The sequence below is a fragment of the Formosa sejongensis genome (assembly GCF_033447105.1).
In the GTDB taxonomy this organism is placed as follows: Bacteria; Bacteroidota; Bacteroidia; order Flavobacteriales; family Flavobacteriaceae; genus Formosa.
In genome coordinates, this window is sequence record NZ_JAWQUN010000006.1 from 183937 (window position 1) to 208731 (window position 24795).

Below are 24795 nucleotides of genomic sequence, written 5' to 3' on the forward strand. Positions count from 1 at the left end.
GAAATAATGGTTTTGAACTCAAAACTCAAAACTCAAATTAGGGAATAGCAACTTGGTTACGTTGTGCAGAATAATTATCAGAAACCAAATTTCTATTTAGAAAATTCAGCTTTACTCCTTTTTATATTGAAATTTATGGAGCACCATTTTTTATTTTTTTAACTTCGCAAAAAAAAAGCAGTAATCACTTAGCAAAAAACGTTTATAACATTTCAGAAATTATTTATCTTCATTTTCACAGATTGAGTTATTACTATTTCATTCGTAAATAAAAGTATCTTGTCTTAAAAATCCTGATAAAACAGTACATTATAACACGTTTATCTGCTCATAAAAAAACCTATAATCCTATTTTGTAAGATGTATTATAATTTATTCAATTTCTCAGGCTTATTCTGAAAATTGACTATTATTAATCGATTATTAGGACATACGCTTGAATATGATTTTATGCTTAAAAATATAAAATGATTAAACACATTAAAAATCTTAAAACAGCTAAAAAAACACATAAAGTCGTTCAGATATTCTCCAAATTAGCAATAATGTGTGTATTAACGTTATTTTCAATAATGATAGTTTTAGAAAAATTCGAAACACATGCTCTTAAATCTGGAATCATTATATTGCTTATCACATTTATCTTTTGGTTAGGATATCGGTATTTAGATGTACACCAAAACGAATATACTTACGAGGAGCTTTTAGTTGTAGTCTGGGTGCCTATAGGTGCTGTAACATGTTATTTACTGAATGTTTTTGGTAATTTAGGAGGTGTATTATCGACTGCAATCACAGGAACTTTCGCTTCTTTTTTACCTGTTTTTAATACTAAATCTGAATATTTAAAAAAACTACCACCAGCTATTTATTGCGGATCTTTTGTAGGAATGTCTAGCCTAGAAATTGCACCGTCCATTCATTTTGTAATCCTTGCTGGGGTTTTGGCTGGTACATTTTTACTCTTATCCAAAAGCATTTTTATGGGAATTGGAGGAAAGTTAGGCATGGTCGCCTTTGGAGGTGTGCTTATGGTGTCTTTTGTGTATTGGTGTTATTTATGGCTAACATTATGAACAATATAATAATTATCATAACAGGAATTTTAGGAGCTACTTTAACGTTTTACGTTAATGAACGCTTAAAACAAGGAGCTGTTAGAGCTTCGGCATTACTAACTTTAATAGTCAGTTTATTTTTTTATTGCTTTCCAGAACTATTAAATCCTTATTTAACCCAAAATACTCCAACAGCGTTTATTGGAGCATCCTTTGTTGGTATGGTATCATCTAAAGCTATATCTCACTACCACTGGTTAATCATCGCAGGAATTATTTTCAGCATTATTTACATTAATAAAAGCACGTTTTTTAGAGGTTATGGAGGCGCTTTAGGAACATCGGCATTTATTGCATTATTAGCCACAATGGCAATTCCCGTAGTCTTTTTGTAGGCTTCCCCTAATTAGGACACCTTAAAATTCGACAAATAATTATTATTTAGGTCAGATTTGATGAAGAATTTAAATTCTTCATCAAATCTGGGCATATATTCTTTGGGAGATATGTTTCCTAAAGATTTATGTGGATGATTAAAGTTGTAATCTTCCCTCCAGTTATCACTAATTTTCTGAAGTTGATATATATCATTAAAATAATAAGCATCTAGTATATCTTCTCTAAAGAAGCGATTGAAGCGTTCTATATATCCGTTTTGCATAGGTTTACCAGGTTGTGTGTATTTAATTTCTATAAAGTTCTTTTTACACCAGTTCATAAATATTTTTGAGATAAACTCAGGACCATTATCACACCTGACATATTTAGGTGTTCCTATTTCTTCTTTTAAATGTTCTAGTGTTTCTACAACTGCTCTTGCTGGATAAGAAAGCCCAGCGTTAATAGCTATTGCTTCTCTATTACAATCATCGATGACATTAAAAACACGCACCTTTCTACCATCAGTAAGAACATCACTCATAAAATCCATACTCCAACATTCATTGAGTGTAGCAGGTACTTCCAATGGTTGTTTTTCACGTTTAACCAAACGCTTCTTATGTTTACGTCTTAAACTAAGCTTCATCTCACGATAGACTCGTAAAACTCGTTTCCTGTTCCATTTTAGACCTTCTCGACGTATCTTATAATAATATTCATCAAAACCGCGAGTGGGATAGGCTTCTGTTAGTTTACTGAGCTTATCAATAACTTTGCTATCATCCCTTTTACTCTGGTAGTACCACATTGACCTAGTGAGGCCAACAACTTTACAAGCGCGTATAATAGGTACTAAATATTCCTTGATAAGATACTTAACTCGAACTCTCTTGTCGGAAGGCCCTAGAACTTTTTTGACAAAATATCTTTCAACATCTTATTGTCAAGACTTACATCGGCAAACATCTGTTTGAGTTTAAGGTTTTCCTCTTCTAAATCTTTAAGGCGTTTCAATTCTTGTTTTTCCATACCACCGTACTTTTTACGCCAGTAATAAAATGTGCTCTTATCAATACCTAATTCTCTGGATAAATCTCCTACAGACCTTCCTTGTTCATTTTCCTTAAGAGCATTGATGATTTGACTCTCGCTAAATTTGCTGATTTTCATTGTGACAGTTTGAATTTAAAGTTAGTAAATTCGAATTAGTAACTGTCCTGTTTTTAGGGAAGCCTACATTTTCAAAAAAGAAAAAAATAACTAATGGATTTCTAATATTCAGAAAATGGATTTTTAGAGATAAGGACTAATTTATATTCTTATAAAAACGCAACCTTTATAACTAGAATCAAATCAGTTAGTTTTCATTTTTCAGACTGAACATTGATACTGTTTATGTCTAAAATAAATATAAAACAACTTATAATTATACTTTTAACGTCACTAGCGTCCTAAACGATTAATCTCTTTTTTAAAAAAGATTGACCGGTGCTGACTTTATTGAATTACTTGCGCTGAGGGAGGTACTTTTTCTACATAAGTTGAATTTTGTTTTTTGGTTGGCCTATCGAAAATTTATCGTAAAATTTGAAGAGAAAGTATCGCGAAATTTAAAGCTGTTTGAGCTAAACTTATGTTTCTATATTGTTGATTTTTAGTAGCGAGTTCTTTAAATTTAGATACTGAACGAAAAATTTAGATAAAAGTTCGTAAGCCTAGATTTTTTTGGTTCGTTTTTTTATCAATGAAAAAAATGAACATATAATATTATTTAGGACACGATTATTTTAACGTCACTACTAATAGCATCTAAACATTAATTAAGCATAAAATAATTGATGAATTTAATATTATAAAAAATAGCGTTTAGAAAAATCTAGCTCAAATTTTTTTACCTATTAATAAAAACATGGCCTTTATAAAATGTGCTTTGATAATACTCACGATAGCCGAATAATTTTAAGAAAAACGTGAACGTTTTACGGCATCGCATTTAACCAATGAGATAATTAATATCAGTTCCGAATTTCTTTAGATGGCTTTCAAAAATGGCGTTTTATAATTTCGTCGATTTTAAAAATAAAACATTTCTAAATAAGCATAACTACACAAAAATCAGGACTATAAAAGATAGTGCTTATAATAAATTTTAGTACTTTAACACTTACTTATACCCAATAGTCGATTTAAATGCGAATAACATTACTTTTCCTGACTTTTTTAATATTACCAATTAGCCTACATGCACAAAATAAACATGATGGGTCTGGTGCTTTATTAAATTCTTCTGAATCTGAGATCCTAATTCATTTAGATTCCATTAAAGAACTAATGATAATCGATTATTATAAAGAAGATTACAACTCCGTAATTCTGACTGCCAACGAAATTTTAAAACTCGCTCAACGCAATAACCTTCCGTTAGAAGTTATTAAGATTCATAGTTATTTAGCTAATTCTTATCTCCAAATAAAGGATTCCATAAAATCGATTGCATATGCCAGAAAAAACATTGAACTATCAGAACAAGTAAAAGACACCACTACTATTATAGGTTCTCAGATAGATTTAGGTAATATTTATGTCGGAATAGGCGAGTTCGACAAGGGTTTAAATTCGTTTAAAAATGCCATACCGCTTGCAGAAAAGCAGAACAACAAAATGGCAATTTTTATTTTAAACTATAATATAGCCGAGATCTTTTTTAACAACCTTAAAGATCCTGAAAGTGCAAAACCATATCTCGATATCGCAACCAAAAATGTTCCAGAAAATTTTAAGTTTGGACATACAGGATTAGGCTTATATAAAGGTCATTATGCATTTTACAATAAAGATTATGATTTAGCTTCAAGTTTATACCAACAAACCATTGTCATGGCTAAAGAAATAAACTATATACAAGTCTTACGAGAAAGCTATGAAGGCTATATTAATTGTCTGGTCATAAATGGCGATTACAAAAAAGCCTACGAGATTGGCAAAATAGAAGACAGTCTTTCACAAGCTAGAAGCAAGGAAGAAATTGAAAAATCTGCTAGAATTTTAACCGCTGGTTTAAAAAATGCTAAAATACAAGAAGAACTTGAAAACAAAGAACTAAGAAACGAACTTGTTATTGAAAAAGCAGAGACACAAAAAAAACTTTTAATGATTAGTGTCTTTGTTTCTATACTCCTTTTAGGGCTTTTATTATATTTATTAAGAGTAATTAAAATTCGAAGAAGACTTAATCTAGAATTGATAAAAAAGAACCAAGAATATTTAGAAGCCAAATTAGAATCTGAAAAATTAGCTCAGGCTAAATCGCGATTTTTATCGACTATGAGTCATGAGCTACGTACTCCGCTTTATGGTATTATTGGTTTGAGCACAATCCTTAATAATGATGAAAACCTAAAATCTCATAAATCCGAATTGCAAAGCCTAAAGTTTTCGGCAGATTATTTACTTAATCTCGTAAATGATGTACTGACGTTAAATAAAATGGATTCTAACGAAAAAAACAAACTAGAATCTAAAGCATTCGTTCTTAAAGATTTTCTTAATAATATTAAGGAGTCACTAGAATATATTACTGGACAAACAAACAACGATTTTATTATTTCGCTAGACTCTAAAATTCCAGATTGGATAAAAGGCGATCAGACAAAATTATCGCAGATTCTTATTAATTTAATAGGAAATGCATTAAAATTCACAGACAATGGACACGTGCAACTTGCTGTTACATTATTAGAGAATGTAAAAAACAACTTAATAATAAAATTTGAAGTAAAAGATAATGGAAAGGGAATTTCCGAAATTGATCAGCAAAAAATATTTAAAGAATTTAGACAATTAAAGCATCAAGGTTATTTTCAAGGATCTGGCTTAGGACTTACTATTGTACAAAAGTTGCTTATAGATATGGGGTCAAACATTCAATTGGAAAGTGTGGTAGATGAAGGTTCAAATTTCTTTTTTGAAATGACTTTTGCTATTGCTAAAAAGAAAACACCTCAGGAAGATATTTGCGACAAAACTACTATTGAAGTTCTTCAAGGCAAGAAAGTCTTGGTCGTAGATGATAACAGTATTAATCTTCTTGTGACAAAAAAAACATTGGAATCTCATGGCATATTTGTAGAAGTTGCCACAAATGGTTTAGAGAGTATTGATAAGATAAAACAAACAGATTACGACATTGTACTAATGGATGTTAATATGCCAATAATGAACGGCATAGAGGCTACCAAGAAAATACGAGAACTTAATAAGTCCGTTATTATTATTGCCCTTACTGCAGTAACCCAGGACGAACAGGAAAATCGTTTCAAAGACTCACAATTTGACGATGCCATTGTAAAACCATATAAAATGAATGAGTTTTTAAACACCCTTGCCTCTAACCTTATTAAGAATTACCAGAGCAAGTCTTAAAAAAGTCAGTATTTACATAAAGTTTAATCTACTAAAAAATTGATTTTCAATTCTGAAAAATGTTTTTTTTCTTGAACTGATTGCTTTAGAAAAAGAAGCTAACATCAAATTTTCAGTATACAGAATACTAAATTTTATTACCTTGTAATACTTTTCTATGGCATGTGTATTAATATGGTATATACAAACATATAAAAGCAGTAAAACACATAACTTAAAATCTTGATTTACAGCTAATCAAAATTATTTTTATTCATTTTAAAACCTTGATTCGTTACCTAAGTAAGAGATTAATTTTATGAAAAGACTACTTACACATTTCATTCCTATTGTTGTTGTTTTTTTTATTTTTCAAAATAAAGGATTTTCTCAAAAAACAGATACCATTGTCCATATAAACGGAAATATACTTACTGGAGATTTCAAAAAAATGGAATATGGCGTTGCGTCTTGGGATATGACAGGACTTGGAACTGTTAACCTTGAAGAATATGTTATAAATACTATCCGATCTAAAAAACTTTTCGAAATAAAGTTAAAAAATGGATTGGTTTACTTTGGATCTTTTGGCCTGACAGAAGCTCCCCGAAAAGTTTATATTATAAAATCTGATGGTAAAGAATTAATTGCCATGGATGATATCGTCGAAATTTATCCTATCAAAAAAACATTCTGGAACAGAACCACTGGTAATTTTAGCCTAGGGGCAAATTTTTCAAAAGGTAGCAATGTAGGAACGATAGCCTTTTCAGGAAATTTAAGCTACAGAAAACGAAAAACCTATTCCGATTTAACATGGGATTTAAACAACACCTACCAAGGAGACACACTGAGTTCTAACAAAACTGATGTTTCTCTTACATGGCAACGTTTATTAAAAAATCAATGGTCTGCAGGTGTAATTGTAGGTACTACACAAAACAGTGAATTAGGAACAAAACTCCGTATTAACTTAAGTGGTGTTGGTCTTAAAGATTTAGCCTATAATAGTTGGAACAGACTGTATGCTGGAACAGGATTAAGTGTGGCTCGAGAAACCCCATATGATAATGGAAATATTACCACCAACCTAGCTGGGTTATTTCAAGTAGTATGGAAAGTATATAAATATTCCTCTCCAAAAATCTGGGTAAATTCCAATATTAATTATGTCCCTTACTTTACCGGACCCGAAAGATATCTCGCTAGTTTTAACTTGAACCCGCAAGTCAGTATATTTAGTAATAACTTTAAAGTTGGTTTTACGTTGTATTATAACTACGATAGTAATCCGACATCGGATGCCTCTACAAATGATTACGGATTGAACCTACAATTCACGTATTCCTTTCATTAATACTAATCATTAAACATCATTTTAAAAATGATTCGTGACTATTTAAAACGATTACAAAAATTAATTGAAGTACAATTTCACTAATAAAAATATAAGCATTAAGTATTAATTTTTAAAGCTTGTGTATATTTACAACGTCCACAATTATTTAAATTTGACGCTATTAAGATTACAAAATTAAAAACTATGGCTAATAGCGCAATGTTGGCCTGAAGTTAAAATAAACACATTTAAGAATGATTGCAAGAAAAGGAATAGGTTTTAAAAGTCTTATAAAATGGTCGGGAGGCTATTATTTTTGGCTCTCAATCTTTAATGGAATAATAGCTTTGCTTTATCAATTTGAAATTATAAGAGTAACGATTCCCTGGTTACCTGTCTCTGTAATTGGTACAGCTGTTGCATTTTATGTTGGTTTTAAAAATAATAGTGCATACGAAAGACTTTGGGAGGCTAGAAAAGGCTGGGGAGGCATCGTAAACGAGAGCCGAACTTGGGGCATGTTAGTAGACAGTTACATAAATAACCAAAATACAGATAAAGACAAAAGTGATTCTGAGTTACATGAAATAAAAAAACGTCTTATCTACAGGCATATTGCCTGGCTTTATAGCCATAGAAGTCAGCTTTTAATCCATAAACCTTGGGAACATTTGGCGCCAAAAGGAAAAACAAAAATTACGATAGGTTACTTTAGGAAAAATTTTGGCACTGGCCTTTTGGACGATGGTATAACCAAAGAAGAATTAAAGCTCTTTTTACCCGAAGACGAATATGACAGGTTAATTAATTATGCAAATACAGCAACTCATATTATAAACGAACAATCAAGAGATTTACAAAAACTTAGAAAAGAGAATTTAATTAACGATTTCCGACTTATACAAATGGAAGATGTTTTGAGAAGTTTTTACAAATTTCAAGGCATGAACGAACGTATTAAATCATTTCCTCTTCCAAGACAATATTCATCGTTAAGTCACTATTTTGTTGCAATCTTCATTCTATTATTACCCTTTAGTATGATTCCTGAATTAATGACTTTTGAAAATTGGATTTTTTGGTTTTCTGTACCGATAACCTCACTTATTGGTTGGGTATATATCATGATGGAGCTTGTGGGCGACTCTTCAGAAAACCCTTTTCAAGGACTTATAAACGACATTCCAATGATGTCCATTTGCCGCACGATAGAAATAGATTTAAAGGAAATGCTTCATGAAAAGGATCTTCCAGAACCAATCAAAATAATAAACGGCGTTTTAAATTAAAAAAACCTTTACCTAAAAACCACTAAAGAATAATTATTACTTTTAAGTCTAACTAACATTGCATTGACAAAAAAACACAACTAAATCTAATGACTCATACCCCAATTCCAACATTTCCACTAGCCTTAACCGTAATGTTAGGTCCACAAATTTTAGTAGCAATTTTATTAATTACTAGAAAAGATCCTATTAAAAGTTCTTTAGTTTACATCGCATCGATTGTATTAACGTTAATCGCTACAACTTTAATGTACTACATGTTAGTAGATATTACTCACTTTCAAGACACAACTTTAGGCGGCAGACCGATGTTAAAATACGTTATCGTTGCTTTTATTGTGTTCTTAATAATTAAGTTAATAGCTAACCGTCACAAAGCTACAAAACCTCCTAAATGGATGAAAAGTATCTCTACTGCCTCACTACGTAGAATTTTTATAATTGGGTTTAGCCTTATCGCTTTTATGCCCGCAGATATTGTAGCAGCCTTTTCTGTAGGAAGCCTTTTAAATAATAATCCAAAAGGATTTTGGGCTGCATTGCCATTTTTTGGAGCCGTTACACTTATAGCAGCCACCCCTTTAATTTTTTACACCCTTTTAGGTAAAAAAGGCCCCGCATATTTAAAGAAAGTAAATGAGTGGCTTAACACACATGGTTATGTAATTAACATTATTGTTTTGTTATTTTTTATATATCTATTGCTTTATTAATATAATTAAATGGTGAAGAGTTAACAGATCAATTCATCTAATCACATAATTTTCTTCTAAAATAAAACGTTCATAAATCAAATATTAGCATCCTAAAATCAAGGTGTATTAATATACATCGGTATAACAATTCTCAAGACCATTACTACTGGAACATGTCTAAAATTCATTCCAAATAGTAATGGTTTTTTATCTTAATTCTACTCATTTCTAATTTTCAAGATTCAAATGTTAAAGTAAATTGACAGCCTTCTATGTATTAATTTTTAATTTATATTTGCCGAAAATTTGAGCTTTTTACTCCGATTTTTAAATCAATTTTTAACCATTAAATAATAAATTAACAATGAAACAATTATTAAGTGCAACATTATTTCCAATGCGGAAGTTGCTATTTTTATCATCCATCTGTTTACTTGCTTTAGGGTGTTACCCTGATAGAGGCGGTGAATCTGTAGATGATTTTGATGCAGTATATACTACGTATTCACCTGAATATAATTTTGAAGCAACATACACTTATTCTTTACCAGACAATGTCGTTGATCTAGATGACTCGGAAGAAAATAGTCCAGAGTATATCGATCAAGAATATAGCAATGCCATTTTAGGAACGGTTAGAACTAATTTAAATGCTTTAGGTTGGACAGAAGTGACTACAGATGAAGCTGAAGTTGTTATTGTAGCGGCTGCTTTCGATCAGACATTTTTATCTTACAACCCAGGTTGGTGGAATTGGTACTACCCATGGTATCCAGGTTGGGGCTGGGGATATCCAGGCTACTACCCAGGCTACGTTAGCGGTTACACTTCAGGATCTATTCTAGTACAAATGACGTATCCAGAAGATACAAATAGTGATAACGAAGTTCCTGTTATATGGTTAGGTGCTTTAAATGGATTGATTCAAGGTAGCGAACAAAATATTATCAGTAGAATTACAACTAACATAAACCAAGCGTTCTCTCAACCTCCATTTAACAACTAAAATTGTATTTATGAAACTTAAATTTATAATGATTGTTAGTATGTTAACACTAACAATTTCAGCAATAGCACAAGACAACAAGTATAATCTTAATTATATAATCGGATTTCCAACCGGAGCCACAGCAGATTTTACAGAATCGACAAGTTGGAGAGGTATTGGATTCGATTACACCCATATGATTGATAAACAATGGGGTTTTGGTGCGAGTATAGAAATGCAAACGTTCTACGACGAATTAGGAAAAGTTACAACAACTGAAGGCACAGAAACTATAACGGCTAATCGTTATAATTATATTAATAGTATTCCTCTTTATTTAACAGGTTCTTACTTTTTAAATGAAACTGGTAAATTCACACCATTTGTTGCTCTTGGAATTGGTACTATGTACAATAATCAGGAACAAGATCTTGGACTTTATACTATCGAACAAAATGCATGGCAATTTAGTATGCGCCCAGAAATAGGATTCGAATACGAAATAAACTATGGTTTTGGTCTTCGTGGTGCATTTAGATATAATTATGCTTCAAAATCAGGAGATTTAGAAGGCTTTTCTCATTTAGGATTGGCTATCGGAGTGGTTTGGAGTAACTAATAAAACATTCTTTTATATTAAATCCGGACTTATTAATCTGGATTTAATATAAAATCTGATTAGTTTTTTTAAAATTTAGTTTATATTTAAAGAGAATATCAGTTATTTTTTAACTAAAAAACTGATAATATTGTAAAACCTAAAAAATAATTAAAGTGAAATCGAACTTAAAAAATTTACAAATATTGTTAATGACATTATTTGTAACAACTGCGACAATCGCACAAGTAAAAAGTGATTTCGACAAATCTGTTGATTTTTCGAAATACAAAACATATTCAATTGAAGGCTGGGAAAAGGATAGCGACAAAGCTATAAATTCCTTTGACAAAGAAAGAATCACAACTGCTATCGAGTCTGAGTTCTCTTCTAGAGGGATTACTTTAGTAGCAACTGGTGGTGATGCAGCTATAACACTTTACATTGTTATAGACAACAAATCGAGCACAACAGCTTACACCAGTTTTAACGGTGGCTTAGGTTACGGCGGAGGCTGGGGCTGGGGATATCGCGGTATGGCCATGGGTGGCATGGGTATGGGCGGAACAGCGACCACAACCTACTCTCAAGACGATTATCAACAAGGTACTTTTGTTGTTGATATGTATGATGCTACTAGTAAAAAATTATTATGGCAAGGTGTTATTACATCTGTAGTAAAAGAAAACCCTAAAAAGAGAGAGAAATCTATTCCTAAAAAGATTTCAAAAATGTTTGCAGACTATCCTATAAAACCATTAAAATAGGTCTCTTTTGTACTTTCAGAATACCTTTTAAAGATATAAAAGATCCATCCTATGCATTATAAGATGGATCTTTTTTTTTGAGATTATATTTGTATTCAATTAAATTCACAGTGTCTTTTTATACCCTTGCAATGTGATTTATAAAAGTGTAAATTGCACTAAAAATACTACACACTAACATAAGTCATTATTACTTAAAACTAACTTCATATGAAAAAAAAATCATTACAAATCACTGCTTTGACAGCTTTTAGTGCCTTTGCATTACTAACTAGTTGTGAGCAAGCTGATAAAAAAACAGCAGAGACTAAACCTGTTGTAACACAAGAAGCAAGCACATCTGACGAAGGTCTGACTTCAGAAGAAAAGAAAACAAAAGCGGCTTCCATACCAGATAAGGTACAAACTGCAGCAGGAGAACTTACATTTTTTGATGGTGTGCCAACAGGTAATACAAGCGAATTAGTATACGATTATCTAGACCGTGCTAGAGGTGTAGACGTTTTTCTTGATAATATTGGGCCGCTATCTATTTATAGTCTTCAGGTTGCTGTTGCTGCACAAGGTGCAGATGCACCTAATAAAGTTGCCATTTGGGAGCAGTTAATGGATTCGCGCACCCCTGTTATTACCGCTAACACATCTACTATGTATGCCTATTTTTGGACTGACTTAGCAAAAGATGGTCCAACGGTAATTCAGATTCCACCAGGAATGCTTGGTTTCATGGACGATGCTTGGCAACGTTATGTGGGCAATATGGGTGTCGTAGGTCCGGATAAAGGTAAAGGAGGAAAATATCTTGTAATCCCTCCAGGATATACTGGTGAGATCCCTGAAGGTTATTTTATTTTAAAACCAAAAACCAATAGAAACTTTATTTTCTTGAGAGGTTCTATCGCTAAAGGATTAGAAGCTGCCACAGATAATTTCAAACAAGGACTAAAAATTTATCCGTTAAAGGACAAAGCGAACCCAGCACCAACAGAATTAGTAAACATGTCGGGGCGTTCTTTCCAAACCATTTTCCCGAATACAATAGAATATTTCGAAATGTTGAACGCTATTGTTCAAGGAGAGCCAGATGATGCTATTGATGCTGAAGTTCGTGGTGAGTTAGCGGCTATTGGAATTGTAAATGGAAAGCCATTTGCTCCAGATGCGCGAATGACTAAACTTCTTACAGAAGCGGCAACTCTAGGTAATGCGGCTGGTCGTGCCATTACATATGCACCTCGTATTCCTGGTGTAGAGATCTATCCAGGAACAAAACACAACTGGGATATGGCTTATGCTAGTAAAAACACCTCGTTTGAAGCAGACGGTATTATGGATTTAGATGCTAGAGTATTTTTCTACTTTAATGCAGGTGGTGTAACCCCAGCAATGGCGGTAACACATGCAGGAGCTGGTTCTGATTATGCTTTAGGTATGTTAGATAGTGATTCTAAGCCTTTTGATGGTTCTAAAACCTACAAATTACATTTACCTCCAAACGTACCAGTAAACGATTTTTGGGCTGTAACAATTTACGACACCCAAACACGTTGTATGTTGCAAACCAATCAATTATTTCCAACTGTAGGTAGCCAAACCGATGGTTTTGTAAAAAATGAAGATGGATCTTACGACTTATATTTTGCTCCAAAAGCACCAAAAGGACATGAAAGCAACTGGTTAGAAACTGTACCAGGTAAAAGTTGGTTTAGTATTTTACGTATGTACGGCCCACTTGAACCATGGATCGATAAAACATGGATACCAGGTAATATTGAAATAGTGAAATAAAAAATAATTCTAACTATTTAATAAACACGAATTAACATGAAAAAAACATTTAAAAACCTTGCGATGGCCGCAGTTACCTTACTTGTAGTGGCTACGCCAGATGCTTTCTCTCAGGAGAAGTCTTCACAAACTAAGCTAACACCAGAAGCCGTTGCAGAACAAGCCTACACTTATGGACTACAGCAGGCCATCTATTATGGACAACGTTGGACGTATACCCAAAATGATGTAAAAGGCAATCAGGTCTATACAGGTCTTAACCGTTTTGCTTGGGTACGTAAGCAAATTACACCTGATTATCCGGTAGTTACACCAAACGCAACCACACTTTACGGTTTGGGTTTTGTCGATTTAAGAGAAGGACCAGTTGTTGTTGAGGTGCCAGAGATTACTGATCGTTATTTCAGTGTTCAAATCATGGATCAATATGGAATTTTCCGCATAATTGTTGGTTCGCCTTTCAACGGTACAGCTGCACGTAAATATATTTTAGTGCCACCAGGTTATACTAAAGATATACCTGCAGATTTTGCAACGACAGATATTTTTCAATGGCCATCTTTAACTGCTTCTGCAATTGCGCGTATGGCAGTTGAAACAGGATCTGCAGCCGAGATTAAAGAAATCAACGGTTACCAAGACGAACTAACAATGACGCCGTTGGCAGATTGGTTGGCTAATGGTAACAAAGGAATTCCTGAAGCTGACAGAAAAATTGTAAAAGGAGACTTTTTTATCCCAGCTGGTTTACCTGAATATCAATTTGGACAAGTTGACAAACAGACACCTGAGCAATATTTTACATTGCTTAGTGTTATTTTAAATGATGTAACTATGCCTACTATCGAAGATTCTATGATGGAGGCAAAAATGCTTAAAGAACTTGAACAATTCAATATTGGTAAAGGCTTAACTTTTGATTGGAGCAAACTTACAACAGCACAGCAAAATGCATTAACGACCGGTTTTAAAGCTGGATTTGCTGATGTTCGTAAAACATTAAAAACTAACATGATTAATATGAATGGTTGGGGTGTAGTGCGTAACGATGGTGGATTTGAAACCCATTGGATGGATCGTGCCATTATTGCAGATGCTGCTTGGGGTGCACCAGACAAAAATGTCTCTCATGCTGGAGCATTTTTATTTACAGATTCAACAGGAAAACCTTTTAGTGGTGAAAATAAATATACGATGACTTTTGATATGAAGGACTTACCTCCAGTAACTCAATTTTGGTCAATTCCAATTTATGATGCTAATGGTTATTTTGTTGCTAATGAGATTAACAGATATACCATTAACAGTTTTATGTTAGCCGCTGGTGATTTAGTAGCTAAAGATGGAAAACTTGTTATTTATATACAAAAAGATAAGCCAACAGATCCAGAAAAAGCTAAGAATTGGTTACCTGCACCAAAAGAAGGTTTCCGTTTTACTGCAAGATACTATGGTCCTTATGCACCACTTGTAAACGGTTCTTATAACATGCCAAAAGTAGTACCAGTTAAGTAATATAATATGTAAAAGACATGATGCCGTAAAGCAAACCCTGTTTTTGTATTACAGATTTATTTAAAGTACGGATTAACTCTTCCAAGTTAATCCGTACTTTTTTTGTATTACAGATTTAATACTCATCTAAAAAACAACGATATACGAGCTAAATTTATTATATATATAAATTAAATAATTCACAGATAAGAAATTTAACTTCTGAATTGTTTTATTTTAATAAATTATTACCTTGCATTAGAATACTAAATTCTATACTAGAATATTAGAAAAATAAACTCATGAAAAATAAATCATTAAAAATTATTGCGATAACCCTTTTCAGTGGACTAACACTGATGCTAGGTTGTAAACAAGCCGATAAGAAGACAGAAGAAACCAAATCGGAAGTATCTGTGCTTACCGCTGAAGAAGCAACTAAAATCGGTGTCGAAGGTGTCGTTTACGGGATGCCTCTAGTTATTATGGATCTGACTAAAAACGTTTCCACAAATGTCGCTGGCCCAGAACCAGACGCACATGCACCAATCAATCAATTTGGAAATATGGCTGCTTATCCGCCTGCAACAGATCATAGCGTAGTAAGAATGAATGTAGACACACTATATTCATGGGGATGGCTTGACTTATCTGATGGACCTGTAGTTGTTACAATTCCAGATACTGGAGACAGATACTACTTAATGCCTCTAGTAGATGCATGGACAAATGTATTTGCCTCTCCTGGTAAACGCACAGGAATTAAAGCTGGAAATTTTGTTATTACCGGTCCAGGTTGGAAAGGTGATACACCAGAAGGTATGACTGTTTACAAATCTCCGACTAGTATGGTTTGGACACTTGGTAGAACTCAGGCTAACGGACCAAAAGACTACCCTGCAGTTCACAAAATTCAGGATGGTTACAAAATCACTCCACTTAGTGCTTGGGGAACAGATTATACTGCTCCTGCTGGCGTTGTTAATCCTAATATAAATATGGATCCTCCAATTAAGCAATTGGAAGCGATGAGTACTACTGAGTTCTTTAATGCACTTACAGAACTTATGGTGAAAAATCCTGCTTATGCTGAAGATGCACCAGTATTAGAAAAACTTGCTATGATTGGTGTTGTTCCTGGTGAGAAATTCGACCTTTCTAAACTAGATCCAGCTGTTGCCAAAGCGCTAGAGAACGTTGTTCCTATGGCCTTAGGTAAACTAAAAACAGCACCTCTTGCTGCACCTGTTGATGGTTGGGAAGTTCCACCTGCGAAAGTTGCAGATGCTGGTACAGATTATGGTTTACGCGCTGTAGTTGCAATGATTGGCCTAGGTGCTAACATTACTGCTGATGCTATTTATCCGAATGCTTTTGAAGACGCAGATGGAAACAAGCTGAATGGAGAGAATAACTATGTGCTTCATTTTGACAAAGGAGAAACTCCTCCTACAAATAGTTTCTGGTCGTTAACTATGTATAATGCAGAATCTTTCTTTGTTGAAAATCCGATTAATCGTTACAACATCGCTGGTTGGATGCCACTAAAATATAATGACGACGGATCTCTAGATGTTTACATCCAGAAAGAGTCTCCAGGAAAAGCAAAAGAGTCTAACTGGTTACCTGCAGCTGCTGGAACATTTAGTGTGACTCTTAGAGTTTATTGGCCTAAGGAAACTATGATAGATGGAAGTTGGAAAACTCCAGGAATTAAGATGGTTAAAGAATAAGACTATTTATTAAATATTTATCTAAAGTACGGATTCGCTCGAAAGAGTTAATTCGTACTTTTTTTATTTAAGAATTAATCTTTTAAGTCAGTACCGATCTAATATATACTAGAACTATTTTTTTTAACACAAGCTCGTGTAGAGAGTTATCAATTTTAAATATTCAAGTTACACTTTTAATCAAACATAAAAATATTAACTAACATCACATTGCTTTATAATAGGTATTTATAGTTCTACCAAAATTTCTATTACTGACCAGTTACTTAAACCAAAATCTCTTTATTTCACAGGGAATACATCGACTTCAAAGCTGAAGATCCGTTCGTGGTTGATCTACTTCTTGGAATGCTTGGATTTGTTGACGATGCTTGGTTCAGACAAAGTGAAAGGCGGTAAATACTTATGGTTACAACCAGGTTATACTGGGCATGTTCCTGATGGTTACCTAATAATAAAATCTACAACAACTTGATGTTCCTACACGGATCAATCAAAAATAGGTTAGCACCAAATTGCAAAGCGAGTAACAGTTTGCAAACGTTAACGGGGAAAACTGATTTATTATATTAAAAATGCACGCATTATTAGAGCCATGAATCGAAAAAACGTAGAGACTAGGTGAGATTGAAATAGTAAAAGAACAATACGATTTAAAATACACCAATACTCATATTAATTTACGTGGTTGGGAAAATTAAAAAAACCGGAAGACTTTAAAAGTTTCCGGTTTTTTGTTTTAATACGTTATGCAACATATAGAATATCTAAAAAGACTTCTATTTTAATTTTAAGCTAAAATGGTATTAGTTAGATTAACGACCTATAGGAATTCCTATTGCAAAAAACACACGAAATTTATCAGTACTATTTACCCATGTAAAGTCTAAATCTATAGGGCCTATAATAGAATTATAAGATAGTTTACCTCCTGCTGAAACTAAGCTACTCGGATCTAAATTATCATCCCATTCTCCACTAGGAGAAAAAGCATCTTCTGCATAATCATTAAAATCACCGAACCCTACAGAACCAACATTGAAATGAGGTGTTAGGTATAAATTATTAATAAATTCATATTGAAAAGCAATATTAACACCCATAAATTGACTTGCGGGTAATTCGTTTTCTAATAAACCAGAAAACACAAAATCGTTATCACGCGGACGCTTAAAATCACCTCCCAAATAATAGTTAGCACCATAGCCATATTCTTGAAAAGACAAATCGTCTCCGCTCGATTTATCTAAAAAGGTAAATCCTATTTTGGCTCCTAATATTAAACTCATTTTTTTATTTAAACTTTTTATATATTGATAGTTTAATCTAAATTGAGTAAAATCTGTTATATGCCCAGATTCATCAGTATCTAATGACGTATCATAGTAGTTAACTTCCATATCGTTAGTTAATGCTCTACCAAGTTTTACTTCTAAATTGGCTCCTTCACTAGGAAAAAACACTTCATTTAATGAATTGTAAACAAACTGTCCATAAATTTCGATAGTATTAAATTTATAATCTACTAAATTCAAAACATTGTTTACTACTGCCGGATCTGCATCTGGTTTAAGAGACGTGTGCTCGTATTCTAAACCAATACCTGCATAACTTTTAAGCGTATTTATGTTGCGATTAATTTGGTTATCGAACTGAAGATATCTAAACTTCATTTCGTCTATAGAATTTCCCTTTATAATAACATCTTGATTTAAGTTTTCTCCAAAGACTTCCGATCTAAACCACCAGTCTTTATTATTCCCAAATATTTTTTGATATTGGACTTTAAACTTTGGTTCTTGTGCAACATCTAGAGTCACTAAAAAACGAGATGAAGCTCCTAATATATTTCGTCCCGTATAATTAAGTAAGATCCCTACACCTCTAGTGTTATCAAAATGAGCAGCCAACTTCACTTGATTGTGGGATTTTTCGATGGCTGAAATTTCTAAAGTTGTATCATCACCATCAAGAATTTGAGTTGCAGAAATAGATTTAAATAAATTAGTCCCCAAAATTTTATTAACGTGATTTTCACCTTCAACAATGGTATAGTCTTCTTTTACTTTTAAACCAGATCTAGCCTCTACTAAGCGTAAGTTCTCTTTACTTATACCTTTATAAACAATAGTATCAAAAATAACACTTTTTGGCACTTCAGGTAATGCATGTGCTCTTTGCTTATAAGGCTTAAGCATTTTTGCAAGATCGACAAGTTGTCCCACACTAGCCTCAGTTGCTATTTTACCTTCATCGTAAATCAAGGTGCTTTTATCAAAATCACCTGCAGAGAAAGTAAGGTTTGGCACGTGATTTACTAAAATATCGCACTCTTTTTCATGAGCTGCATCTAGCAAACTACTTGAAAGCATCCCTGTTTGAAACATTAAATTTGGAAGACTGTTTAGTTGTTCCTTAGTTTGTAAACCACCAGACACTTCACTTCCTATAATAAAATCTGCTCCCCAATCTATTGCGACATCTACAGCAAAATTATTTAAGACTCCTCCATCTACTAGTAAAGTATTTTTATATTCTACAGGAGCAAAAACACCAGGAATAGACATACTAGAACGCATAGCTATTGCAAGAGAACCTTCGTCTAAAATCACTTGTTTACCAAATACAATATCTGTTGCCATTGCTCTAAACGGAATCGCATAATCATCGAAGCTATTAACGTTATATACAGGATATGTGATGGTTTGAAAAAACTCTCTTAAATTTTGATCGTTTAAAATTGCCAATACAGGTTTAGGTTTTTTATCAATCACTTCGAAGCCTACAGAAAAGCGCTCGAATTCACTTTTTTCCTCGTTACTTACATCATTAACAGATACTTTTCCTCCAAATAGAGTAACCCAATCTGCTGTTTCGGCAATTTCTGCAATTTGATTTCCAGAATAACCTATCGAATATAAAGCACCTACAATTGTCCCCATACTTGTACCCACAACTAAATCGGGAACAATCCCTAACGAATCCAACTTTTGTAAAAGCGGAATATGTGCAATTCCTAAAGCTCCACCTCCACTTAGCACTAACGCTACTTTTGGTTTTTCTTTGGCATCCTCCTGAGCTTGCGCTACATTGGATAATAAAATACAGCTTAATAGAAAGCTTAGTTTTAGTAATTTTTTCATCAAATGGTTGATTTATTTTGAACGTTATTCTTAATTTCTAAGGTAATAAACACACCTAAACCAGATGTATAATTTCCCTTAAGCAATACTTTATATATGTATTAAACTCTTTTTAATTGATAACACTTATACATGTGCTTCCGAGGATTTTATCATATATTATTAGTTACTAAATAAAGGTAACAACTTATAAGTCTGCTATAGTATGCGACACTTATAAGTTATTACCTTTAGTAATCTTTAATCTTTTATATCATACTACATTTAAATTTTATCTATAATTAGTAAACAAAAAATAAGAGTATTATTATAATTATTTTATGCGTTTTTAAAGTAAGAAACGATAATTAAATGATAAGAGAAAAGATCTTCTATCTGCTAAAATACTGGTTTCAGTTCTTAACATCAGGTGTTTGTTATATTGAAATTGCATACCTACAACACCACTCCAACTTTCGGCTAAACCTTTATTTAAACTATATAAAATCGTTCCATCACCACTTGCATTTTCAATATGATCTACAATTGGAGTTAAAATTTTATCTGCAGCTTTTTTCTCGGCTGGAGTTGCTTCATTAGCATACCAATCGTTATAATTAGTTACAATTTCATTTCGTTTATCGTCTGAATTTGGCAACAATTCATCAAACGTAATACTTCCTGTAGAACCTCCAGAGGTGTTTATATACATTGCTCCTGCCCAAAAACTTAAATTTCTTGTAGGCTTATTTTTAAACACAAACGACTTTCCAAAACGTGCACCAAATACACTAACAGGAACTGCTTTATCTACAAGTTCTGGCTTGGTCCATGTAAAATTAAAATCTGTTGCTAAATAAAATGTTCCAATTCCAAATGCGGTTAATACTCCAACACCTGCAGTGCTCGCACTTTGATCTACAACAGAAGTAAATTTTATAGGATAGGTAAGATTCACTTCCGTTTTAACATTTGAATATCCAATGATCCCGTAAACATTTAAAAATGGAAACACCCAAAGGTCTGGTCTAAAATTTATAGTATACGTTGTATTAACATTATCTGCAGTAGTTATAAAGCTAGCATCTGTTAACGGTAAATCTATATTGTCTGTTTGTAATCCTAATTGTAAATTATTAATTAACAAACCTTGTTCCATCCAGATGTAATTAACCATTGCCCCAACTGGATATGGAATATCTACGCCCATCTTATACGCTTTTTCTCCCCATATTGGAAAGGTATGATCGTAATCTATCTGTTTTAGACTATCTACATAGGCTTGGTTAATATCTCGGACTTTAGTGTTCGGGTATTGCGCATATGTATTTTGAATTCCAAAAAACCCAAAAACCAATAGTATAAATAAAAATTGTGATATCTTCTTAAAACAAGTACTCATTGGTGTTCCTTTTGTTTTCATTTTCAAGTCAAAAAACAAGCTTACTTATCATCCTTTTTAGATTCTTTCTTCTCCTTTTTAGATTCTTTTTTCTCTTCAGGCTTCTTGTCTCCCTTTTTAGAAACACCACCAATTGGAATACCAAGTCCTAAATAAACAGAGCGATTATATTGCTTAGGTTCGGCGTTATTATTATTAATATTAACTAGACCGTAGTAATATTTTATATGCAAGCTCAATCCTTTAGGCTTATTCCCTAAATCATAGCTTAAACCCGCTAATAAACCTGCATCTAAATGTGCAATATTATCTTTAATACTTAATTTATAGGTTAAATCGTCTTTCGCTTCTATGTCTTGTAAAAAGTAATCATAGGCCTTAGAACGTAGTCCTAACATAACTCCTAAACCACCATAAAACCCACCATGTATTTGTCGTTTTATAACTAAAGGCACATTAAAATAATTTATTTTTCTTTGTACAGATCCGCCTTCAAACAACTCATCTAATTCAGTATTATCTAATGAATACACTGCGATATCTTTTGAACCCATTGTTGATTTCACAATAACACCAGTATAAAATTTCCAAATAGGTTCTTTATTTATATTGATATCAAAATAAAAACCAAGATCAAAATTTGACATATAATTAGAAGGAATACCTTCTAAGCCTGAAAAATTCACACCTCCTTCTAATCCAAACTCAACGTTAGGTGAATTTAATTTGTCTCCAAAAAGTAAGGAAATTAATACTTGTGATTGTGCTTGATATCCTGTTAACAGGATAATAACCCACAGTGCTAATTGCTTTTTCATAAAAAATATTATTTAACCGTATATCCTTTTCCTTCCATACAAGCGGTAAAGGCATTATTATAATCAGTTGCCGCAGCTTGGCTTTTACTTGAAGCAGCTTGAGCATTTTGTTGTTCTTGTTTTTGCTCTCCTTGTACTTTAGCACGTCTACCTCTAAGACCTCCTAAAACGGCTCCAATTGCAGCACCTTCTCCGGTATCTCCAGCAATTGCTCCAATTGCAGCTCCTGCTCCAGCACCTAAAGCACCACCCTTAATAGCAGAACCATCTGGTGATTTATCTACGGGCGCAGCGGTATATTGTGTTGGATTCATAGGATCGTAACCTGTTTGCTCCTTAGCCCATGAATAACATGCTGATTCATCTGAGTTCTGGGTCGCTTGATCTTGACCTTTTGCAGGGAATACGTATAAACCCAAACCGGATGCTATAGAAGAATTTTGACTTGATTGCGCATTGGCCATAAATGCTCCTGCTACAAGCATGAATAGTGTTATTTGTATTTTTTTCATGTGAAATAAAAGAAATTTATTAATATTAATAAAAAGACTAATTACTGTCAAAGTGATTAATAAAAGTGAATATGATTAAATCACTTTTAAGGGTCAAATATAAAGTCTTTTTAACAAAGATTAACATATTATTATAATAATATAGTTTCTAGCTTTAAAGATTAACAATTTTTAAAAGCTAAACTTATTAAACACCTATATGTAAGTATCTTAAAAACAAAAAACCCACGAGATTAACGTAGGTTTTTGTTTTTAAAATCATGCTTAAAAATGTACTCCTATTATAAGGAGAACGAATATTTAACTTATCGTCAATTTCGATTTAAATAACGTATTCAAATTGTAAAAAGACTTAACAGCAGCATGTGTTATTATTTACTTGCGTGTTTTAGTTTGGGAACAAAAAGGCTGCTTGAATTCTTAATTGTGATTCTGGTCCATTATCAGGTCTTACTACATTATAATAGTAACCAAGTTGTGCATTAATAGGTAATTTACCTACACGCACTAATTTACCAAATCCAGCTCCTAAAGGCACTGTCCATTGATTCCCTGATTCAGCTTCCCAGTTCGCAGTTATGATTGGCGCTGTGTTGATATACCATTTTTTTGGTAAGTTTTTTACCGCAAAAATTTGTGAGTAAAAGTAATTTACATCAGGTGCATATTCAGATCCTGCAAACGACCATGTATTTTGAAGTATACCTCCAATGGTCCATCCTTTAGGTTGAACTAATAAAACAACAGAAGGTCCAGCAGACCATTTATCTGTACCTGTATAATCGCTAGTTGCAGTAGGAATCCCTAAAGCTAAACCACCACCATAAATAAGTTTAGTCGCTTTTTTAGGTGTAAGAAATAAGCTTAAGCTAATATCTCCTAATCCATATTCACTATCGTGTTCTCCAACAGGCTGAGAAATTAATGGAATAATCGTTCTCGTAATTAAATTAAATTTATCATTTATTGAAATAGGAATTACCGGCTGAATATTTGTTGTGTTTTGCGTACGGTTAAATTCTCCAACTCCAAAATTGATATTATTTTGAACAGGCACACTAATCATACTCGCAATAGGGTTCTGAATTTTTTTCTCTAGGTCTGAAGCAGATTCTGGAGCAGCAGTAGCTGCTTCAGTTGCTGTTTTTTCTGCCTGAGCAAAAATACTTACGCTACTTAAAAGTAGAGCGATTAATAAAAGGTTGAATTTTTTCATTGTATTCTAATATTTAAAAAAGTTATTTTAATTAATTTAAATTCGCGCGCGAAATTAACATTTATTTTGGATTAGTTGGTCGTTTTTGCTATTGTTTTTTTCTTGCTTTTCAGAAAATTAGTGGTCCAAATTAATTCAAGTTCAAATGCATTTGTTTGAAAATGTTCTTCGTTATTATAGGTAGTACTATATTTTAAATTTCCGTAGAACACATTAGGTATAACCTGATATCCAATACCACCACCAACAACACTCATTTTATCTTTTACACTTGGATCCCAATACACATCAGATCCCGTATCTTCTCCAACTTGCCATGCATTTCCTCCTTGTATTGTAATTTCAAGTCTATCGGTTACATATTGGCTAATTCCGTACTCTAAAATAAAACGAGATCCCGGACGTACGTTTGTATCTTTAACCGTACTATGCCATCCATAAGAAGGCATAATCATAAGTGCAGTCGCTTTTTGAGGTAATGGATAATAATACACTGCAGCCTGTAACAATTGTGTCCAATAGCCAAGCCCTACATTATCACTTCCTCCTACTTCATACCGTCCTGTAGGTGCATAAAACATATACAACGCAGCGATATCAAAATTCTTTAATCCCCAAGACAACATTATTGGTGCAATGGTTAAATCTCCAAATCCAGATGCACCTCCATCTACAGTCTGATTGTTAGTTAACTCTCCTAATGCAACACCTGTACTTGTAGTTGTGTAATTAGGCGATGCGATAAACATATATTGTGCATTTCCTAAAAAATCTATTTTTGGAGATGCGTATACAAACATCATGCTATTTACATAACCAGAAATATCGACATCTATAGGATAGGTTACTCCGTCGTATTCAAGGGCATTTACACGATCTCCATTTCTATCGTGAAAGGAGTTAGACTTCATATATATATTATAATCCATAACGAATAAACCATCCGTTCCAGGGTTCGCATAATCTCGAACTCCAATAATTCCCGGCGTATAACCTCCCGATAAAAAAGGAGATATTTTAGGAGGTGTTTGTGCTAATGCGGTATTCGCGACTAACATGCATATAAAAAGATTAAGTAAAGTTTTCATATCATATAAAAAATTTAAATTTTGTTTTGTTTAATTTCAATCGTATGTATAATACAGACAACAACATGTGTACATGGTGCGTTTTAAGACACCATGAACTATGCTG

General features: G+C 33.0%; 20 protein-coding genes. 12 read left to right on the forward strand and 8 right to left on the reverse strand.

The window, feature by feature from the left end; genetic code table 11:
* Positions 1-467: 467 nt before the first annotated feature.
* On the forward strand, positions 468-1076 hold the full coding sequence (locus R6X41_RS08800) for a hypothetical protein (RefSeq protein ID WP_318499375.1): 609 nt from the start codon (positions 468-470) through the stop codon (positions 1074-1076).
* The gene (locus R6X41_RS08805; protein ID WP_318499376.1) at positions 1073-1453 is read left to right on the forward strand and encodes a hypothetical protein; all 381 of its coding nucleotides are present in this window, start codon (positions 1073-1075) and stop codon (positions 1451-1453) included. Before R6X41_RS08800 ends, R6X41_RS08805 begins: the two co-directional genes overlap by 4 nt.
* An 11-nt stretch (positions 1454-1464) precedes the next feature.
* On the opposite strand, the gene R6X41_RS08810 is transcribed toward R6X41_RS08805, so the two are convergent.
* A complete protein-coding gene (locus R6X41_RS08810; RefSeq protein WP_318499448.1) occupies positions 1465-2307 on the reverse strand; it encodes an IS3 family transposase in 843 nt (280 codons plus the stop codon).
* 35 nt (positions 2308-2342) lie between these two features.
* Complete coding sequence (locus tag R6X41_RS08815) at positions 2343-2609, reverse strand: transposase (RefSeq protein WP_318499378.1); 267 nt, start codon at positions 2607-2609, stop codon at positions 2343-2345.
* Positions 2610-3629: 1020 nt separating this feature from the next.
* Here R6X41_RS08815 and R6X41_RS08820 point away from each other — a divergent pair.
* From R6X41_RS08820 to R6X41_RS08865, 10 genes are all read left to right on the forward strand, one after another.
* Entirely contained in the window at positions 3630-5861 is a 2232-nt protein-coding gene (locus R6X41_RS08820; RefSeq protein WP_318499380.1) for a tetratricopeptide repeat-containing hybrid sensor histidine kinase/response regulator, read from the forward strand.
* 298 nt (positions 5862-6159) lie between these two features.
* A complete protein-coding gene (locus R6X41_RS08825) occupies positions 6160-7197 on the forward strand; it encodes a DUF481 domain-containing protein (RefSeq protein WP_318499382.1) in 1038 nt (345 codons plus the stop codon).
* Positions 7198-7433: 236 nt separating this feature from the next.
* On the forward strand, positions 7434-8468 hold the full coding sequence (locus tag R6X41_RS08830; RefSeq protein WP_318499383.1) for a bestrophin family protein: 1035 nt from the start codon (positions 7434-7436) through the stop codon (positions 8466-8468).
* Positions 8469-8557: 89 nt separating this feature from the next.
* On the forward strand, positions 8558-9181 hold the full coding sequence (locus R6X41_RS08835; protein WP_318499385.1) for a GAP family protein: 624 nt from the start codon (positions 8558-8560) through the stop codon (positions 9179-9181).
* A gap of 346 nt (positions 9182-9527) precedes the next feature.
* Positions 9528-10169 (forward strand): DUF4136 domain-containing protein, encoded by a 642-nt coding sequence (locus tag R6X41_RS08840; RefSeq protein ID WP_318499387.1) that lies wholly within the window; start codon positions 9528-9530, stop codon positions 10167-10169.
* A 10-nt stretch (positions 10170-10179) separates the two neighbouring features.
* Positions 10180-10770, forward strand: a complete 591-nt coding sequence (locus tag R6X41_RS08845; protein ID WP_318499389.1) for an outer membrane beta-barrel protein — start codon at positions 10180-10182, stop codon at positions 10768-10770.
* 191 nt (positions 10771-10961) lie between these two features.
* A complete protein-coding gene (locus R6X41_RS08850; protein ID WP_318499390.1) occupies positions 10962-11516 on the forward strand; it encodes a DUF4136 domain-containing protein in 555 nt (184 codons plus the stop codon).
* Between the two features lie 210 nt (positions 11517-11726).
* Entirely contained in the window at positions 11727-13304 is a 1578-nt protein-coding gene (locus R6X41_RS08855; RefSeq protein ID WP_318499392.1) for a DUF1254 domain-containing protein, read from the forward strand.
* Positions 13305-13340: 36 nt separating this feature from the next.
* The gene (locus tag R6X41_RS08860) at positions 13341-14819 is read left to right on the forward strand and encodes a DUF1254 domain-containing protein (protein ID WP_318499394.1); all 1479 of its coding nucleotides are present in this window, start codon (positions 13341-13343) and stop codon (positions 14817-14819) included.
* Positions 14820-15100: 281 nt separating this feature from the next.
* The gene (locus tag R6X41_RS08865; RefSeq protein WP_318499396.1) at positions 15101-16531 is read left to right on the forward strand and encodes a DUF1254 domain-containing protein; all 1431 of its coding nucleotides are present in this window, start codon (positions 15101-15103) and stop codon (positions 16529-16531) included.
* An 815-nt stretch (positions 16532-17346) separates the two neighbouring features.
* Here the strand turns inward: R6X41_RS08865 and R6X41_RS08870 are convergent.
* The 6 genes from R6X41_RS08870 to R6X41_RS08895 all read right to left on the reverse strand — a co-directional run bounded on the left by R6X41_RS08870 (position 17347) and on the right by R6X41_RS08895 (position 24689).
* Positions 17347-19674: a patatin-like phospholipase family protein gene (locus tag R6X41_RS08870; protein WP_318499398.1), complete on the reverse strand. Its 2328-nt coding sequence runs from the start codon at positions 19672-19674 to the stop codon at positions 17347-17349.
* Positions 19675-20002: 328 nt separating this feature from the next.
* Positions 20003-21076, reverse strand: coding sequence for a hypothetical protein (locus R6X41_RS08875; RefSeq protein WP_318499400.1), 1074 nt, complete (start codon positions 21074-21076; stop codon positions 20003-20005).
* 20 nt (positions 21077-21096) lie between these two features.
* Positions 21097-21873 carry an outer membrane beta-barrel protein gene (locus R6X41_RS08880; protein WP_318499402.1) on the reverse strand — a complete coding sequence of 259 codons (777 nt, stop codon included), beginning with the start codon at positions 21871-21873 and terminating at the stop codon, positions 21097-21099.
* An 8-nt stretch (positions 21874-21881) separates the two neighbouring features.
* A complete protein-coding gene (locus tag R6X41_RS08885) occupies positions 21882-22385 on the reverse strand; it encodes a YMGG-like glycine zipper-containing protein (RefSeq protein WP_318499404.1) in 504 nt (167 codons plus the stop codon).
* Between the two features lie 388 nt (positions 22386-22773).
* Entirely contained in the window at positions 22774-23601 is an 828-nt protein-coding gene (locus tag R6X41_RS08890) for a neuromedin U (protein WP_318499406.1), read from the reverse strand.
* A 71-nt stretch (positions 23602-23672) separates the two neighbouring features.
* Positions 23673-24689 carry a SphA family protein gene (locus R6X41_RS08895; protein WP_318499408.1) on the reverse strand — a complete coding sequence of 339 codons (1017 nt, stop codon included), beginning with the start codon at positions 24687-24689 and terminating at the stop codon, positions 23673-23675.
* Positions 24690-24795 lie beyond the last annotated feature (106 nt).